The organism is Ferdinandcohnia salidurans (assembly GCF_042680725.1).
GTDB classification, from domain to species: Bacteria; Bacillota; Bacilli; order Bacillales; family Bacillaceae_L; genus Ferdinandcohnia; species Ferdinandcohnia salidurans.
Map to the genome: position 1 here is coordinate 17,275 of NZ_JBHUEK010000007.1, position 16,677 is coordinate 33,951.

The window sequence follows — 16,677 nt, forward strand, 5'->3', positions numbered from 1 at the left end:
GATGCTGTTAGGATTTGTTTGTGTTACCAAATTATGCATAACCTGAAGAATCAACGAGTAAATAACATTATCCAACATGGAATTTATCGCCTTTTTCGTATAAAACGTACAAGTCCTAAATATGATCTATTAAATGTCGTGAAATATGGCTCTAGTGAAGGGAGAATGAAAGGTGTATGGTAATGCAGGCTTTCGAATACATAGTGAGTTTGAACGACCTCCTCGTAATCTAGTTGATGCTTTTAAGGGGATTCCTGTTGCGAATATTGCAGATAACATGAACCGTACATTCTGTATTGGTAGAAAAATTAGACCATACAACACTGCACCGCTCATTGGTTGTGCTTTTACCGTAAAAACACGACTTGGTGATAATTTGCTGCTACACAAGGCGATTGATCTGGGATCTCCCGGCGATGTCATTGTGGTTGATGGACAAGGAGATACCACAAATGCCCTAATTGGCGAATTAATGATTACCTGGGCACAAAAACGAGGAATAGTCGGATTTATTATCGATGGAGCGATTCGCGATGCGGGCGTTATCAAACAAATGTCAATTCCAGTATATGCAGCGGGTGTAACGCCGGCTGGTCCATATAAGGACGGTCCAGGTGAAATCAACATTCCGATTTCTTGTGATGGTGTAACGATTAATCCTGGTGATATTTTGGTCGGAGACGATGATGGTGTTGTGGTCATCAACCCAAAAGATGCACCAGAAATCCTGGAGAAAGCACGTAAAACGGTAGCAAAAGAAGCAGAAATAATGGCGGCAATCAAAAATGGTACCTGGGACAGAACGTGGGTGGATGCAGCACTTCGTGAAAAGGGGTGTGAATTTATTGATGCTACTAAAAAGGAAGGGAACTAGTATGGGAAATACATTCACTAGGCATCTGAAATGGAATCAACGAAGGTAGGAATAAAGCTAACATCCTCTTAATCTGAAAAACATGATTTATGGGTGAAATTAGTTTTTACAAAGCTACTCTAAATAAGGGTAGTTTTATTTTTTTGTGTTGGTTATTTGGGTTTTTATATGGAGTAATCAACTTGAATTCCATGCGTTTGATTTGACCTCTTTCGTGGTACAATGGAGAAAATACCGTCGGCACTTAAAACAGAAAAATGAATTACCTTGGTTGTTAATGTTATCAGCGGTGGATTATCCAGAAAATGAATTAGACGATGAATTAATGTCCGAATTGGAGGAATGGGCAATGAACATCGAGCAGGTTAGAGAGGCGCTCATTGAGTGGGAAACGATCAGTGCAAATAAAGAAAATCGAGTTATTTATGAAGCACGAGCAAAAGAACTACGTGATTTATTAAGTAATCTTGAAGGAGAACGAAGATTAGGAAGAGAAGAAGGAAAAGAACTAGGAAGAAAAGAAGAAAAATATCAAAATGCCATAAAAATGATTAAAAAAGGACTTGATCTTTCTTTGATTGAGGAAATTACTGGTTTGTCCCAAGAAGAAATACTCAATTTGAAAGAAAATGATTAACAGTGTAAGCCACTCGATATGAGTGGCTTATCTAACGTTAAACACCTCGGATAGAGGTGGTCTGAAACAAGGGGAGATAGGACAAGGGACCGCGACCCACTTGGGACCAGGATATCTTTAGTATTTGGGAGTTATATGGAGCATTTTCAGTCGAAATGTAAGTATGCGTGAGCTATCCTTTGTAAAACAACTTTATATCCATGTAGGTGTTTCTATACTTAAATTTACAGAATTTTATAATAAAAAGAAAAACTGCTATACTTTACATATGCATAATGAAACATAAGGGTCGACCCCCAACATATATTGTTAGTTTCATAAACTCAAATGGAGTACTCCTTTTTAAAAAAACAAAGGAGTGTTTGGATGGATAAAAAAATTGTGAAAAAACCATCATTAGCGTATTCGTTACTTATTTTATCGTTGATCATTGTAATAATCGCAACAGGGATGCTTGTTTTTGGTGCTTCTATTCAGATTATGATGTTTATCACTTTATTAACGATTATTCCTTTTGTCACGAGGTTAGGGTATTCATATAAAAATGTAGAAGAAAGTATTTTTTCATCGATGCTTAAGGCCTTGCAGCCATCCATGATTCTATTAACTGTTGGAATTTTAATTGGTTCATGGATTGCATCTGGAACTGTTCCTGCGTTAATTTATTATGGGATTCAAGCAATTTCTCCACAGTTCTTCCTCGTATCTACTCTTATCTTCTGTTCCATCGTTTCTTTAGCGACTGGGTCATCTTGGGCTACTCTTGGGACAGCTGGAATCGCCATGATGGGTGTGAGTCAAAGTTTAGGGATTCCTGCAGGAGTGACAGCAGGTGCGATTATAAGTGGTGCTTATTTTGGAGATAAAATGTCGCCATTATCGGATAGCACCAACTTATCACCAGCTGTTGTTGGTGCAGATTTAATGACTCATATTAAACATATGTTATGGACGACAGTTCCTGCTTATCTTATTACGGCCATCATTTTTACAGTCTTGGGTATGAGATATGGAACAGAGTCTGTTAGCTCAACAGATGTCAATACTCTTACAGGCTATTTAGCAGAGCATTTTAATTTGGGAATCAATCCGTTCATACCGGTGGTTATCCTTTTTGTCCTCCTCATTGCAAAACAACCGGCGATCACATCGATTTTCATAGGTGCCCTTTCAGGTGCAGTTGTGGCTATACTCTATCAAGGGTCAACGGTTAGTGAAATAGTAAATGTGTTTTATAATGGCTATCATGTGGAGTCAGGGATAGAGACCATTAATACCCTGCTTCAACGTGGAGGACTGACAAGTATGCTTCCTCTAGTTGCTCTTTTCTTATTCGCACTCGGAATTGGTGGATTGTTACAAAAATCTGGGGTGCTTGAAACAATTGTTGTATCTCTTACAAGCCGAATAAAAAGTAGGGGTATGTTAGTTTTCGCAACCATTATTACGGCCTATTTTACATTAGGTATTGGTGGGTCATTCTCTTTTTCCGCTGTAATGACAGGTACATTAATGAAACCGTTATACGATAAATTTAATTTGCGGCCAGAAAATTTATCAAGAATCATTGAAGATTGTTCAACACAAAGTTGTTCACTTCCACCTTGGACGGCAAGTGGTCTATTCACCGCGGCAGCTTTAGGAGTTTCGCCGTTAGTGTATATCCCATTTTGTTTCATGGCAATGATCACGCCGCTGTTCACGTTGATTTATGGTATAACAGGCTTCACATATACAGAAAAAGAGAAAATACAAGTTATCAACGATTATAAAAAAACAGCCGAAGCTTAAATGTAACCAATTGTTGCACGGGATTGCGTTATATCCAGGGTGAATTGCGTCCTAATTAGCAGAATTGCATTATATTCAGGATAATTGCACTTTAAAATGTGTAATTGCGTTTTATCCACAATAATTGCGTTATAACCAGTGGAAAGCACTATTCCATGTTCATTACCAAGCTACTCCAATCCGAGTAGCTTTTTTTCATTTTCCGCTTAAAAATAGACAATTCCTTAGCAAATGATTGTATTTGTTATGCAGTCGATATGGTTAAATGGGAGGTAGTACACTTACAAAAGAAAGGGAGGAAACTATGAAACAAGTAAATATCGGTATGATTGGTTACAAGTTTATGGGAAAAGCACATTCTCACGCTTATCGTGATTTGCCGCTATTCTTTCCAGAACGGCTTCGTCCTGAAATGAAAGTGATATGTGGTAGAAATACAGAAGCGGTTGCAGAGGCAGCGACACAGTTTGGTTGGAAAGAGTTTACGAATGATTGGCGTGCGCTGGTTGAACGTGATGATATTGATTTGATTGATATTAATGCACCAAGTGATGTACATAAAGAGATTGCGATTGCGGCTGCAAAAGCGGGGAAACATGTTTTTTGCGAGAAACCGTTAGCGCTTACACTTCAGGATTCTAAGGAAATGTTGGAGGCGGTGAAGGAAGCGGGTGTGAAGCATATGATTGGCTTCAATTACCGTTTTACTCCGGCTGTCAGACTTGCGAAGAAGTTGATTGACGAAGGCGCATTGGGGGATATCTATCATTTCCGTTCTTGGTTTCTTCAAGATTGGTTAGTGGATCCGAATTTCCCACTTGCCTGGAGACTTCAAAAGGAGATTGCTGGGTCTGGTTCACATGGAGATTTAGGTGCTCATCTTATTGATTTGGCCCATTATTTAATCGGTGATATCACTGAGGTTATTGGAATGAGTGAAACATTTATCAAAGAAAGACCGCTACCAACTAACATGACAGGGCTATCGGCAACAGGGAGTAATCAAGGTGAAAAGGGGCCAGTAACAGTCGACGATGCTACGTTATTTATGGCAAGATTCGCAAATGGTGCATTAGGTAGCTTTGAGGCAACTCGTTTTGCAACAGGGCATCGAAGTACGAATTCATTCGAAATTAATGGTAGTAAAGGGAGCGTCATTTTTGATTTTGAGAGATTGAATGAGCTTCAAGTTTATTTTTCGGATGACAGAGAGGACGCACAAGGATTCCGTCGGGTCTTGGCAACAGAGCCGACTCATGACTATATTGATCGCTATTGGCCAGCAGGTCACACGATTGGATATGAGCATACATTTATTCATGAAATCGTAGAATTTATGGATGCCATTCAAGAAGATCGTCAGCCTGTACCTAACTTTGAAGATGGGGTGAAATGCCAAGCGGTTTTAGAAGCTGTGGAACGATCGATTGAAAAACGTCAATGGATTACAATATCTGAATGATAAAGGAGCGTTCATCTATGCAAAAAAAGGCATTAATCGTTTGGGGTGGCTGGGATGGTCATGAGCCTGAACAGGTTGCCCAACTTTTTAAAAACATGCTCGAAGAAGAAAACTTTCATGTTGAGGTCTCACATTCACTAGATACATATGCAGATGCTGAAAGACTACAATCACTAGACTTACTGGTTCCTCATTGGACAATGGGGGAGATTGAGAAGAAATATGTTCATAATATTTCTCAAGCTGTAGCAAGTGGAGTTGGAATCGCCGGCTGTCATGGGGGAATGTGTGATTCATTTCGAAAAAATGTAGATTGGCAGTTTATGACGGGTGGAAATTGGGTAGCTCACCCCGGTAATGATGGTGTTGAGTACACCGTGAATATCAAACAAAGTTCAAGTCCATTGCTTGAGGGCTTGTCTGACTTTAAAGTCGTGAGTGAACAATATTATCTTCACTTCGATCCAGCTGTGGAAGTGTTGGCCACAACAAGATTCCCGGTTGTAGATGGACCACACGCGACTAATAAAGCAGTCGACATGCCCGTTGTTTGGACAAAACGGTGGGGCCAGGGGCGAGTCTTTTATAGTTCCTTAGGTCACCATGCCGATATTATTGAAATGCCTGAAGTATCACTCATTATGCGTCGTGGATTTTTATGGGCGGCAGAAGGAAAGCAACAGGCTAATCGAGTAGCAGGTTCTGGAGATGTTCGCGTGTATACTGGCATGGGAGATAGTCAGTAAAAAGGAAATCACTTAGATAATACAAGGGGGAAGAATATGAGCAAAGTGAAACTTGGCATCATTGGGTGTGGAACAATTAGTTCCATATATATGGAAAACCTTCAAAAATATGAACATCTTGAACTTGTGGCTTGTGCCGATTTAGACGTGGATCGTGCACAGCAGCAGGCAGAAAAGTTTGGAGTGCCTAACGCATATTCTGTTGAGGAGTTATTGGCGGACGGTGAAATTCAGTTGGTGGTTAATTTAACAATTCCTCGTGCGCACGCAACAGTCAGTCTTCAGGCATTGGAGGCTGGCAAGCATGTGTATACTGAAAAGCCGCTAACTGTGTCTCGCGAAGAAGGGAAACAAATTTTAGAAGTAGCAAGAAATTCTAATTTGTTTGTTGGTGGTGCGCCGGATACTTTTTTAGGTGCGGGTATGCAAACTGCCATTCATCTGATTGAAAAAGGTGAAATTGGTGTTCCGATTGGAGCATCGGCTTTTATGATTAACCGAGGTCATGAACATTGGCATCCCGATCCTGCCTTTTATTATGATCAAGGTGGCGGACCGATGTTTGACATGGGGCCCTATTATTTAACAGCATTAGTAGCATTATTAGGTCCAATGAAGCGGATAGCGGGTACAACAAGAATCAGTTATCCGGAGCGAACGATTTTAAGTGAGCCGAAAAAAGGGACAAAAATTGATGTTGTAACCCCTACTCATATTGCAGGAACAGTTGATTTTGCTTCAGGTGCAATTGCGACAGTTACGACAAGCTTTGATGCATTTGGAGGAACATCTTTGCCACCGATTGAGGTATATGGAAGTGAGGGAACTCTATTGGTCCCAAATCCAAACACGTTCGGAGGACCAGTCAAAATCAGACGAAAAGATGAAAAGGAATTTGTAGAAGTTCCGCTTATTTTCAATAATCCGAAGAACAATCGAGGCATCGGTGTTGCGGATATGGCAAATGCAATTCTACATAATGAATCTTTCCGTGCAAATGGTGAGCTAGCTTATCACGTTTTAGAAGCCATGCATGGATTTCATGATTCCTCGGATAGTGGGAGGCATTATGTTATGGAAAGTACGTGTGAAAAGCCGTCGATGTTAAATGTGATGTCACAACTCTGATAAACTAAAATAATCATTTCCAAGGGTAGGGAGGATAAGGTGGGACAAGGGACCTGTCCCTGTGACCCAGGGGTGAAGAAGATTGGTGCAAAAGCGGCGACCCAAAGTTTTTATACCACTGTATTGACTTTTGTGATACTATAATTTTTAGTTGAATACATAAATCCGTTTTTTAGCGGTAGAGGTTCTAGCACCCCTCTTTAAAAAAACTAAGATGAAGCAGTACTTCTCTTGGGGTACTGTTTTTTCTTTTGTCGGAAGGAGTTTTAAATATGTTAAATGATGAAAAGGCGATTGTGGTATTCAGTGGCGGGCAAGACAGTACCACATGTTTATTTTGGGCCTTAGAAACTTTTAAAGAAGTTGAGGTTGTGACGTTTAATTACAACCAAAGACATAAGCAGGAGATTGAGTGCGCAAAGGCGATTACGAGTGAGTTCAATGTTACCCAACATATTTTGGATATGCAGCTTTTAAATCAACTTGCTCCGAATGCGTTAACTCGAAATGATATGGAGATAAAGGAAGGGGAAGATGGTGAGTTACCATCGACATTTGTACCTGGCCGTAATCTACTCTTTTTATCATTTGCTGCTGTCTTAGCAAGCCAAGTAGGGGCGAAACACATCATTACCGGTGTTTCTGAAACTGATTTTAGTGGATATCCGGATTGTAGAGATTCTTTTATTAAATCTCTAAATGTAACGATTAATTTATCAATGGATCAACAGTTTGTCATCCATACTCCGTTAATGTGGTTGGATAAGGCACAAACATGGAAGCTTTCCGATGATCTGGGTGTCTTGGATTTTGTTCGTGAAAAGACATTAACTTGTTATGAAGGTGTCATTGGAGATGGCTGTGGTGAATGCCCTGCCTGCAAATTAAGAAAAAATGGATTAACTCTTTATCTTGAATCACGTGAGAGAGTTGAGGAATTCAAATAATATACAATTCATGTAAAACAACAAGAATGTAACTTAGGAGGATTATCATGAGAGTCATTTTATATCTTTTATCTATTATTCTAGCGAATGTCATAACAGCGGCTTTTCAACCTATGACACTAGGTGTTTTCATCGTACCGATGGGGACACTTCTTATCGGAGCAACGTTTATTTTTAGAGACTTTGTTCAAAATCGATATGGGAGAATGTTGACGTATGTCTTTATATGTATTGCCTTACTATTATCAGCGCTTGTATCGTTTTTATTAGGTGATACATTACTGATCGTTTTTGCTTCTGCGATTTCATTTTTACTAGCCGAAACAACGGATACTGAAATTTATACACGACTCAAGTTGCCAATGAGTTGGAGAGTTTTTTACAGTGGCTTAGTGGGTGGATTACTCGATTCAGCAGTCTTTGTGATCATTGGTTTAAGCCCACTTGGTGCTAACTTTTTGCCATGGGAAGCTGTTCCAGCGGCTATTATTGGTCAAGTTTTAGTGAAAACAATCATTCAGGGAATTGGTGCGTTTATCCTTCATCAAATTAACCCAACAATGGATAAGGAAATCGTGTCACAATAATAAAACTATAAAATAATCAAAAAAGCTTGGATTGATTATTCTCTATCCAAGTTTTTTTGTTTTTACAAAACACATTTTTTCCAAACCTAACCCATACATTTTAAAGAATTACTGTAACACTTTAGGGCGTTAGCACATAGGGTAATAAGTCTAAAAAATGGAGGAAGCCAACTTTGGATTGAAGGTCGGACTCCTGCATGCTTTCTCGGAGGTGAATGGACAATTACTTCTATATCATTACAAGGTGAATACAAACCTGTGTTGGATATTCTTCATACACAAGCAGCGATTAACGAATTGAAGCATTATTTTGAGATTAAGTTTTCTAAGACAATGCGTTTATTAAAGGTATCAGCTCCCTTGCTGGTTCAGAATGGCGAGGGAATCAATGATGACTTAAATGGATACGAGCGTGTCCTTTCATTTGATGCTGCTGATATTAAAAATAAAAGCATTGAAGTGGTTCAGTCTCTTGCAAAATGGAAAAGAGTGGCTTTAAGCAGATATGGGTTTACAAAAGGAACCGGTTTATACACGAATATGCATGCGATTAGAAGGGATGAAAAACTAGATAATCTCCATTCATTATTTGTGGATCAATGGGATTGGGAAAAGGTCATTTCCAAAGAAGAACGAAACCTAGACACTCAAAAGCAGGAAGTTAGGAAAATTTATCAAGCAATCAAGTCGACCGAACTCCACATGTTTGGTCTACATTCGCAACTTACCCCGATATTACCTAATGACATTTTCTTTATTACTTCCCAAGAGCTAGAGGATATGTACCCATACAACACAACAAAGGAACGAGAATTTATCATAGCTAAAAAACATGGTGCGGTTTTCATTATGCAAATTGGTGGGGTGCTGCGTTCAGGTGAGGGACATGACGGACGCTCTCCAGATTATGATGACTGGACCTTGAATGGGGATATGCTCTTTTGGAGTCCATTATTACAAAACGCGATTGAAATTTCTTCAATGGGGATACGAGTTGATGAAAAAGCTCTCCTTAAACAGTTAAGCTCTTCTTTTCATGAAGACCGGAAAGGATTACCTTATCATAAAGCAATCCTCGAAAAGAAGCTCCCTTATACAATAGGGGGCGGAATTGGACAGTCACGATTATGTATGTTTCTGCTAAAAAAAGCCCATATAGGCGAAGTTCAGGCTTCCGTATGGAATGAAACAATCAGAAAAGAATGCAAAGAACAGAATATTGTTCTTTTGTAGCTTGGTGAAAAGCTTAAATGAAGGAATTTGTCTATTTCCCATTTAAGCTTTTTTCTAATCGATCAATCATTTGTCGCCATTCTCCTAAGGGGTCCATCTTCATCAATGATATCTTGAATGTCATAGACGGAAATGGGAAACATCGGGAAGCCAAATACATATGGAGTCAGGTCATATAGTTGAAAATAGAGGACTAGTGTTTTGTCAGCGATGTAAAATTCTTGATTTGGGCTTATCGTCGTGAATTCAGATAGTAAATCAATATTACGCTCTTTGATTTGTTCGGAAACGAGAGTGGATAATCGACTTACATAATCACTATCTGGCTTGAAAAGGTCCTTGAGGTCGCAACGTCTACCACGTTTAAGGTCAAACGTTAGTGATCGGATATACGTCATGCCGTGGGCAGCCTTGTCATGATAGGTGTAGTTTGATTGAGTGAGACTAAGTACCTGTCGCTGGTTATTTTTGATTTCATAATATCCGAGCATTTCAACTACAGTAGAAGGCATATTTCCAACTTGTAGTGAAATCAGTCCTTGTGCTTGGTGGAGAATCGATAGGTTGATCAATTGCTGGAGTTGTTGATTCCGCATCCTTTCAACTTGAGGGTAATAGACTCTCTTTTGAGGACCTAATCGGAAAGCTTGTGTTCTTATACTTACTGGAAATGAAATAGGCATACATCACAGTCCTTTTTTCCTTATCGTATTCTTGAAGGAAAAGAGTGTGAGAAGAAAAAAAGGAAATTGCCATTAAAAACAATTTCCGATTAAAGTAATCTATAACATTTTATTTTGAATGACCGTCACGACTTTACTTCCAGCCGGGATGCTCCTTGTAAGCCAGACGTTCCCGCCAACAATGGAATCTCTTCCAATCACGGTTTCACCACCAAGAATAGTCGCACCCGCATAAATGGTCACATTATCTTCGATGACAGGATGTCGCCTTTTTCCACCTTTGATGATTTCGCCATTTTTATCCCGGTCAAATGAAAAGGCACCAAGTGTCACACCTTGGTAAAGCGTTACATCATTACCAATCAGGGTTGTTTCCCCGACAACAATGCCCGTTCCATGGTCCATGAAAAAGCTATGACCAATCGTTGCACCGGGGTGAATATCGATTCCGGTTTTGCCATGTGCATATTCAGAAATGCCGCGAGATACTAACGTATACCCCATTTTATGAAGTTCATGAGAAATTCGATGAACAATAATTGAAAAAACACCTGGATACGTTAGCGCAATTTCTTCATAGCTTTTGGCAGCGGGATCTTTTCGAAATGCTGCATCAACATCCTTCATGATGATTAGTCGTAACGACGGTAACAATTCAAGAAATGTTAAGGTGTCTTGCTTTACGACTTGCTCGTCACTTTTATGAGATAAAATTTCCTGTAAAAGGTGTTGAAGCTTTGCCAGATTCTTTAATTCGTACTCAATATTACGTTCTTTACTAGTACAATAGTATTCTGGTAACAGTACTTCCCTAATCGTGTCAATAAAAGTAGGAATCTGCATTAAACTATGATTTAAACGAGAACACAAGTGTTTTTTTGTATTTCCGATTTCTTTATGCAAGTTGTTATAAATCGTTAATAAGTCATTCTGTTCCATCTGTATCATCCCCATTTGTAGCATTAATTATAAAGTAACGTAAAACTTGAATTATTGCAAAGCTAATAACTTATTAAAATGGCATCGCTCTCATTGACTCTATATCATATCTCTTTTTTCATTCAAATGCATGATTTGTCCATTTTTCGAATAGCTATAAACAAGGTGATTTTTGGACGTGCAATGAAAGGGGAGACTTAAATGGTTGAAGCGATCTTGAGGGTGTTTGTGAGTGAACAGCAGGCAGAGGCTGTCTTGACTAGTCCATTGATTGAATTGATTTTTATGGCGCTTTTTATTGGATTTGTGGTGGCAATCTTGGTTCATTTTACGTTGTACAGCAAACTTAGGAGAATTCGTAATTTTATCCGTGACACCAATTCGTTAGAGATGGATCCACTAAATCGAATTCAGGCGGATTTTGAACAAATGAAACAAAAGGAATCGGTGAAGGTGGAGACATTTGTCCAAAATAAAATTTCAGGTTGGCGTGTATTTAATGTGCCTGTTGTAAACCTGATTAAAATTGTTCAAATGACCGTTTCAATTTTTATCTTGATTGGTGTACTCGGGACGTTTATTGGTCTTGCGATGTCACTTGGTAGCATAGATACAACTGGTGACATGCTGGTGGAGAATGTCGCAACCGTCCTTGCAGGGATTGATGTCGCCTTTTACACAAGTATTGCTGGAATGGGGCTCTCGTTGATTATGACGATCGTTACCCGGGTTGCGAATACGGAATTTATGTTGACCGATATTATGCTCAAGACTGAGTCCATTCTAGAAGAAAATGAACAGGATGGAATGGGACGACTTATTGCAGTATCGGAAACCATTCATTCCTCGATCATTGAATTACGGAACTCAAATCAGGAATCCCTTCAAAGTATTGTGAATTCGTTTAAAGGGTTCCAAGAGTATACGGTTGGTTTGCAACAATCCGCCAAGGATTTGGCAAAATTCAATGAAGGACTTACGGAAAATCTAAAACAGTTTTCGGCTATTTTTCATGGTGTGCAGGAATTAACGGAAGGCTTTGATCAAGGTGTGAAAAAGTTGAACCAAAACTTTGATCAATTGTTTATTTACTTTCAGAACATGGACCAGCGCAATGAAAAAATGAGAAGTGCTTTTACAGAAACGTATAAAAAGGTAGCGGAATTAACAGCGGATCAAAAGGAAACGATGAATCATTTTCAGCAATCAGTGGTCGATATAAGAGAGTATTTCTCTTCTATTGCCCAGAGGCAGGAATCCATTTATGGTGCGTTTGATAAAATGAATGAACAAAGTGGGCACACTATCAAATTAATGAAGGAAAACAATCTACAGTTTGAGCGAGTGTTTGGAACGGATGTAAGTTCAAAGTTAACCGATATTATTTCTTCCTTGCGTGATGTCCGCAATGATTTTAAGGCCCTTGGCAACTCGATTGGACGCTTGCCTCATGCGATTGATTCGATTAACAAAGCTCAAAGTGAATATAAAAATCTGTTAACCTATCGTTTTGATGAATTGACACAGTTCACCCATGAATTTAATTCGCATTTGCAGGTTCATTTGACAAATGCCCAGGCGATTGAAAGCTATCTGAGTGAAGCCTCGCGTTCAAATGAGCAGGTTGGCATGAAGTATATGAAGCTATTAAATGAAATCAACCGGACCATTGCACAAATGGGGGATTCTTTCCAATATAAAGAAAACCAGATTGACACAAGCGTGAATGCTTTACGGGATACGCTTTCGAAATATGTAACAAATCTCGAGGGTACACTTGGAGAAAAACTTGATAAAGTCAGTCGAAATATGAATGAGTACATGCTGGAAATGAATGAGGCTGTGAAAAAAGAGTTTAAACAGATTGGTGAAATTACAGGGGATGTCGGCCAGAGAAATGCTCGCCAATTGCAGCAGACATTAGGAGATATCGGTCAGGAATTTCAACAATTGAATCGACAGCTCCAGTCGATTGCCCAGAGTACAGTTCAAGAAAACAGCCGGGTAAGGATTGGAACCAATGATTAGTAAATACCAAAGGCTTTTTCATCGGGAGCAAGAGGAGAGTTCGTTTTGGCCGTCTTTCACCGATTTACTAACATCTGTTTTGCTATGTTTTATTCTCATTTTTATCATCATGATGGTGATTAAATCGTTTCAAATTCAAGAAATGAAAAAAACGATCGATCAAATCATGGGTGTCAGGGTGGGTCTCATAGAAGATCTCAATCAAAAATTCAGCGACTCTAGCATCGAAATTGATGAGAAAACAGGAGCCTTGATTTTCAATACAGATATCCTGTTTGAGTATGACTCCGCTGTGCTGAAGCCTGAAGCTTTTACATTCTTGGACGAATTCGTTCCAGCCTACTTAGATGTGCTCTTAGAAAATGGATATGAGGAGTATATTTCAGAAATTATTATCGAGGGGCATGCGGACAGGGATGGCACCTATTTGTATAACCTAGAACTTTCCCAGCAGCGGGCTTATAGTGTCGCAGAATATATCCTGAGTAGTGAGTTTCCGTATAAAAACATTCAGGAGCATCTCAAAACAAAACTAACCGTAAATGGGAGGTCCTTTACCGATGGCCGCTCAGACTCTGATGGAAACTACAACGGCCAAGCCTCCCGAAGAGTCGAATTTAAATTCCGCCTCAAAGACCAAGAAATCCTGGAGAAGACAAGAGAATTATTGGGGAACTAGAAGGGACACGGCCTTTGGCCGTGTCTTTTTTGGATTGAGTCCCGCGTTTCTGATCCATTTTTTGTGGGACACAGGGACAGGTTCCCTGTCCCTGATATACTGTTTTGGCTGCTCTCGCGATACTTGCTCAGGCGGAAGCGGAGATAGACTCAATTAGAATAGTTCAAAGGAATTATAGTCGTTTTCGATAACCTTTTTTCCCTTTATTTGGATTTTACGAATGAAAATATACTACTAATCTATCTAAGAGCATACGCAATTCTTATTTACGTATGCTTTTATCGCTTTTTTTCTAAAAAATGATACGCAAATGGATGTTTTTTACAATTATTGTCTCTTCTCAGATGATTTTTCCCTTTATTTGGATTTTGCGAATGAAATAATACTACTAATCTATCTAAAAGCATACGCAATTCATTTTTACGTATGCTTTATCGCTTTTTTCCTTAAAAAACAATACGCAAATGGATATTTTTTGCATTTCTCCCCCTTTTTTTCAATCATTTCTCCTAATAGTTGGAATTTACGAATGAATTTATACAGCAAATCTATCTAAAAGCATACGTAATTTAAAACTGGGACAAGGGACCTGTCCCCGCGACCCAAAAAAGTCCTAGGATTCTCCTAGGGCTTTCCTCATGGTGAAAAGTTACAACTAATTCCCTGTGTCGATTCTTGTAAAATATAGTAGAATGGTAGGTAGAGAAAAAACAGAGATAGATAGATGTAGGGAAGAGGAATAATATTGAAGAAAGTCATCATCGGATTGGTACTGGTACTAGTGGCGTCCTCGATCTTTTTTACGAGGGAAGCATTTTCTGATATTTTACAAGAAAGCTATGCTTCTATTAAAGAAGTTGTTATTGGGAAAATTGCGTTAAGTAAAGAAAAAGATGGGGAAGCATTGCCGGAGAAAGTAGAGGCACCCGAAACCCAAACAGCTGGTGAGCAGACAGAAGTAGTGAAACCAGAGGATGTAAAACCAGTCATAGATCCAAATGATCCATTTTTACTTCTTGTCAACAAAGAAGTAGGAGTCTTGGATGCAACTTATGTGCCGCAAAATCTTGTTGTGCCAAATGTTGCTTTTTCAACTTCTGTTTCAGAACGTAAACATATGGTAAAAGAAGCAGCCGAGGCGTTGGAAAAATTATTTGCACAGGCGAGCGCCGACGGAATCACTCTACATGCTCAATCGGGTTACCGTTCGTATGCTACGCAACAAGTCATCTATGATTCATATGTACGTGGGTTTGGTGAAGCCGAAGCTACTACCTTCAGTGCAAAAGCTGGTCAAAGTGAACATCAAACTGGTCTTGCGATGGACGTCACGAGCGATAGTGTCGACAACCAGCTTGTTCAGGAATTTGGTGAAACGGTTGAAGGCAAATGGGTTGCGGAGCACGCAGCGGAATTTGGTTTTATCGTCCGTTATACAATAGGAAATGAAGACATCACTGGTTATATGTACGAGCCATGGCATATTCGCTATGTTGGTGTCGAACATGCAAAATATATCACAGAACATGAAATTACATTAGAAGAATATCTTGGAGTTGTAGAATATTAGATGGAAAGAGCTCTTGTTGGGCTCTTTTTTCTTTTGTGCATAGCCATAAATATCACGTAAATAAAAATGCCAGGAACCCCGAACTAGAAGGGAACCTGGCATTTTAATAACATATAGAAATTAGCTTACATTGGCCTGTAAATTTGATTTTTCTGAGTTTCTCGCAGTATTGATTTGTCTTCGCAATATCAAAACATATGCGAAGAATGCGAGGATAATACATACTGCACTGTATAAGAACACGGCTTTGAACCCTGAATTCAGGGAGATGAAACCTAAGCAAATCGCTCCGAGTCCGCTACCTAAATCCTTTGCTGTAAAAAACGTCGAATTCCCTGCGCCTCTTCGATCAGGGGGACATAGTCTGATCATGACAGCATTTAAGGCTGGCTCAACAAAACCCAACCCTAATCCATAGAGGATGCCTGTTAGAATAAAGTCTCCGAGAGAATTGGCGTAGGCTAATACCACAAATGATATCGTCATATTCACTAAGCCAGGGACTACCACGATGGAACTTCCATATTTATCAGCCAATTTACCTCCCACAATTCGCGTGAACAATAAAGCAAATGAAAACACCGTAAAATATAAACCAATGTCTTCAATCCCTAAGGAAAGGGCAAAGGTTGGAATGAACGTTAACGATGCGCCCATTCCAACATAAACAAAAGCGGTTACTAATCCGGTTGGCAATGCTGTTTTTTCAAAAAGCAATTCGGAGATTTTTCGATTCTTTTTTGTTGATTTTATCACTAGATTTGGATTCTGTTTTTCGTACGTCATAAACAGGCTACAAATGATCGAAATCAAACCGATTAAACCGGCAACGATGAATAGAACCTGATAATTATACTGTTGAATTAAAAAGATGCTAAGTGCAGGCCCGATTGCTGTGGACAGTGTATTTGCTAAACCAAAATACCCAATACCCTCTGCTAACCGCCTTTTTGGCACAATATCCGAAACAACCGTACCGGAAGCATTGGTGGTAGCACTGAACCCTATACCATGTAAACTTCTCATAACAAGCAGTAGGCTAATTGAAAAGGCTACAACATACGAAAGAGTAATAAATGCCGCAATCACAGCACCAATAATTAAGACGATTCTACGGCTCTTTTCATCTATTAATTTACCAAAAAAAGGCCTGAAAAGGATTGCGACAAACATGAAGAAACCAAAAAGCATACCTGAAATCGAATTATCGCCACCTAAATAGATCGCGTATAATGGCAGTCCCGTCATTAGCATATTGTTGGATATTTGAGTAGACATCGCATAAATAAACGCGAGGAAATAGTTTTTTGTCCATAATTTATCTGAAGTGTTCTGTTGTTGCTGCAATTAAAATCCTTCTCTCTATAAATTGA

At 39.2% G+C, this 16,677-nt stretch carries 15 protein-coding genes; 12 read left to right on the top strand and 3 right to left on the bottom strand.

Annotation, left to right across the window (positions count from 1 at the left end; translation table 11 throughout):
• Positions 1–172 precede the first annotated feature (172 nt).
• The 9 genes from ACFSFW_RS02980 to asnA all read left to right on the top strand — a co-directional run bounded on the left by ACFSFW_RS02980 (position 173) and on the right by asnA (position 9,405).
• Complete coding sequence (locus tag ACFSFW_RS02980) at positions 173–874, top strand: RraA family protein (RefSeq protein ID WP_388035071.1); 702 nt, start codon at positions 173–175, stop codon at positions 872–874.
• 145 nt (positions 875–1,019) lie between these two features.
• Positions 1,020–1,511: an Rpn/YhgA-type helix-turn-helix domain-containing protein gene (locus ACFSFW_RS02985; RefSeq protein WP_388035074.1), complete on the top strand. Its 492-nt coding sequence runs from the start codon at positions 1,020–1,022 to the stop codon at positions 1,509–1,511.
• Positions 1,512–1,877: 366 nt separating this feature from the next.
• On the top strand, positions 1,878–3,302 hold the full coding sequence (nhaC, locus tag ACFSFW_RS02990; RefSeq protein ID WP_388035077.1) for a Na+/H+ antiporter NhaC: 1,425 nt from the start codon (positions 1,878–1,880) through the stop codon (positions 3,300–3,302).
• Positions 3,303–3,606: 304 nt separating this feature from the next.
• Entirely contained in the window at positions 3,607–4,764 is a 1,158-nt protein-coding gene (locus tag ACFSFW_RS02995; protein ID WP_388035080.1) for a Gfo/Idh/MocA family protein, read from the top strand.
• 17 nt (positions 4,765–4,781) lie between these two features.
• Entirely contained in the window at positions 4,782–5,510 is a 729-nt protein-coding gene (locus ACFSFW_RS03000) for a ThuA domain-containing protein (protein ID WP_388035082.1), read from the top strand.
• Between the two features lie 36 nt (positions 5,511–5,546).
• Complete coding sequence (locus tag ACFSFW_RS03005) at positions 5,547–6,638, top strand: Gfo/Idh/MocA family protein (protein ID WP_388035085.1); 1,092 nt, start codon at positions 5,547–5,549, stop codon at positions 6,636–6,638.
• A gap of 272 nt (positions 6,639–6,910) precedes the next feature.
• Positions 6,911–7,585, top strand: coding sequence for a 7-cyano-7-deazaguanine synthase QueC (gene queC / locus ACFSFW_RS03010; protein WP_388035088.1), 675 nt, complete (start codon positions 6,911–6,913; stop codon positions 7,583–7,585).
• Positions 7,586–7,632: 47 nt separating this feature from the next.
• Complete coding sequence (locus ACFSFW_RS03015) at positions 7,633–8,172, top strand: VUT family protein (RefSeq protein ID WP_388035091.1); 540 nt, start codon at positions 7,633–7,635, stop codon at positions 8,170–8,172.
• A gap of 231 nt (positions 8,173–8,403) precedes the next feature.
• Entirely contained in the window at positions 8,404–9,405 is a 1,002-nt protein-coding gene (asnA, locus tag ACFSFW_RS03020; RefSeq protein WP_388036009.1) for an aspartate--ammonia ligase, read from the top strand.
• A 62-nt stretch (positions 9,406–9,467) separates the two neighbouring features.
• On the opposite strand, the gene ACFSFW_RS03025 is transcribed toward asnA, so the two are convergent.
• Positions 9,468–10,088: a DUF3298 and DUF4163 domain-containing protein gene (locus tag ACFSFW_RS03025; RefSeq protein WP_388035094.1), complete on the bottom strand. Its 621-nt coding sequence runs from the start codon at positions 10,086–10,088 to the stop codon at positions 9,468–9,470.
• 99 nt (positions 10,089–10,187) lie between these two features.
• Entirely contained in the window at positions 10,188–11,027 is an 840-nt protein-coding gene (locus ACFSFW_RS03030) for a serine O-acetyltransferase (protein WP_304212337.1), read from the bottom strand.
• Between the two features lie 201 nt (positions 11,028–11,228).
• Here ACFSFW_RS03030 and ACFSFW_RS03035 point away from each other — a divergent pair, with 201 nt between their 5' ends.
• The 3 genes from ACFSFW_RS03035 (at position 11,229) to ACFSFW_RS03045 (ending at position 15,304) form a co-directional block, all read left to right on the top strand.
• Positions 11,229–13,055: a MotA/TolQ/ExbB proton channel family protein gene (locus tag ACFSFW_RS03035; protein WP_388035098.1), complete on the top strand. Its 1,827-nt coding sequence runs from the start codon at positions 11,229–11,231 to the stop codon at positions 13,053–13,055.
• Positions 13,048–13,734 carry an OmpA family protein gene (locus ACFSFW_RS03040; RefSeq protein ID WP_099353689.1) on the top strand — a complete coding sequence of 229 codons (687 nt, stop codon included), beginning with the start codon at positions 13,048–13,050 and terminating at the stop codon, positions 13,732–13,734. Before ACFSFW_RS03035 ends, ACFSFW_RS03040 begins: the two co-directional genes overlap by 8 nt.
• Before the next feature lie 745 nt (positions 13,735–14,479).
• Positions 14,480–15,304 carry a M15 family metallopeptidase gene (locus ACFSFW_RS03045; RefSeq protein ID WP_388035101.1) on the top strand — a complete coding sequence of 275 codons (825 nt, stop codon included), beginning with the start codon at positions 14,480–14,482 and terminating at the stop codon, positions 15,302–15,304.
• 120 nt (positions 15,305–15,424) lie between these two features.
• Here the strand turns inward: ACFSFW_RS03045 and ACFSFW_RS03050 are convergent, their stop codons facing one another.
• Complete coding sequence (locus ACFSFW_RS03050) at positions 15,425–16,651, bottom strand: MFS transporter (RefSeq protein ID WP_388035103.1); 1,227 nt, start codon at positions 16,649–16,651, stop codon at positions 15,425–15,427.
• Between the last annotated feature and the right edge of the window lie 26 nt (positions 16,652–16,677).

Excerpts from the sequence above, each read along its gene's own strand:
- ACFSFW_RS03000 (WP_388035082.1), top strand. The coding sequence starts at position 4,782 with ATGCAAAAAAAGGCATTAATCGTTTGGGGTGGCTGGGATGGTCATGAG.
- ACFSFW_RS03030 (WP_304212337.1), bottom strand. The coding sequence starts at position 11,027 with ATGGAACAGAATGACTTATTAACGATTTATAACAACTTGCATAAAGAA.
- ACFSFW_RS03015 (WP_388035091.1), top strand. The coding sequence starts at position 7,633 with ATGAGAGTCATTTTATATCTTTTATCTATTATTCTAGCGAATGTCATA.
- ACFSFW_RS02995 (WP_388035080.1), top strand. The coding sequence starts at position 3,607 with ATGAAACAAGTAAATATCGGTATGATTGGTTACAAGTTTATGGGAAAA.
- queC (WP_388035088.1), top strand. The coding sequence starts at position 6,911 with ATGTTAAATGATGAAAAGGCGATTGTGGTATTCAGTGGCGGGCAAGAC.
- ACFSFW_RS03040 (WP_099353689.1), top strand. The coding sequence starts at position 13,048 with ATGATTAGTAAATACCAAAGGCTTTTTCATCGGGAGCAAGAGGAGAGT.
- nhaC (WP_388035077.1), top strand. The coding sequence starts at position 1,878 with ATGGATAAAAAAATTGTGAAAAAACCATCATTAGCGTATTCGTTACTT.
- ACFSFW_RS03005 (WP_388035085.1), top strand. The coding sequence starts at position 5,547 with ATGAGCAAAGTGAAACTTGGCATCATTGGGTGTGGAACAATTAGTTCC.
- ACFSFW_RS03025 (WP_388035094.1), bottom strand. The coding sequence starts at position 10,088 with ATGCCTATTTCATTTCCAGTAAGTATAAGAACACAAGCTTTCCGATTA.
- ACFSFW_RS03035 (WP_388035098.1), top strand. The coding sequence starts at position 11,229 with ATGGTTGAAGCGATCTTGAGGGTGTTTGTGAGTGAACAGCAGGCAGAG.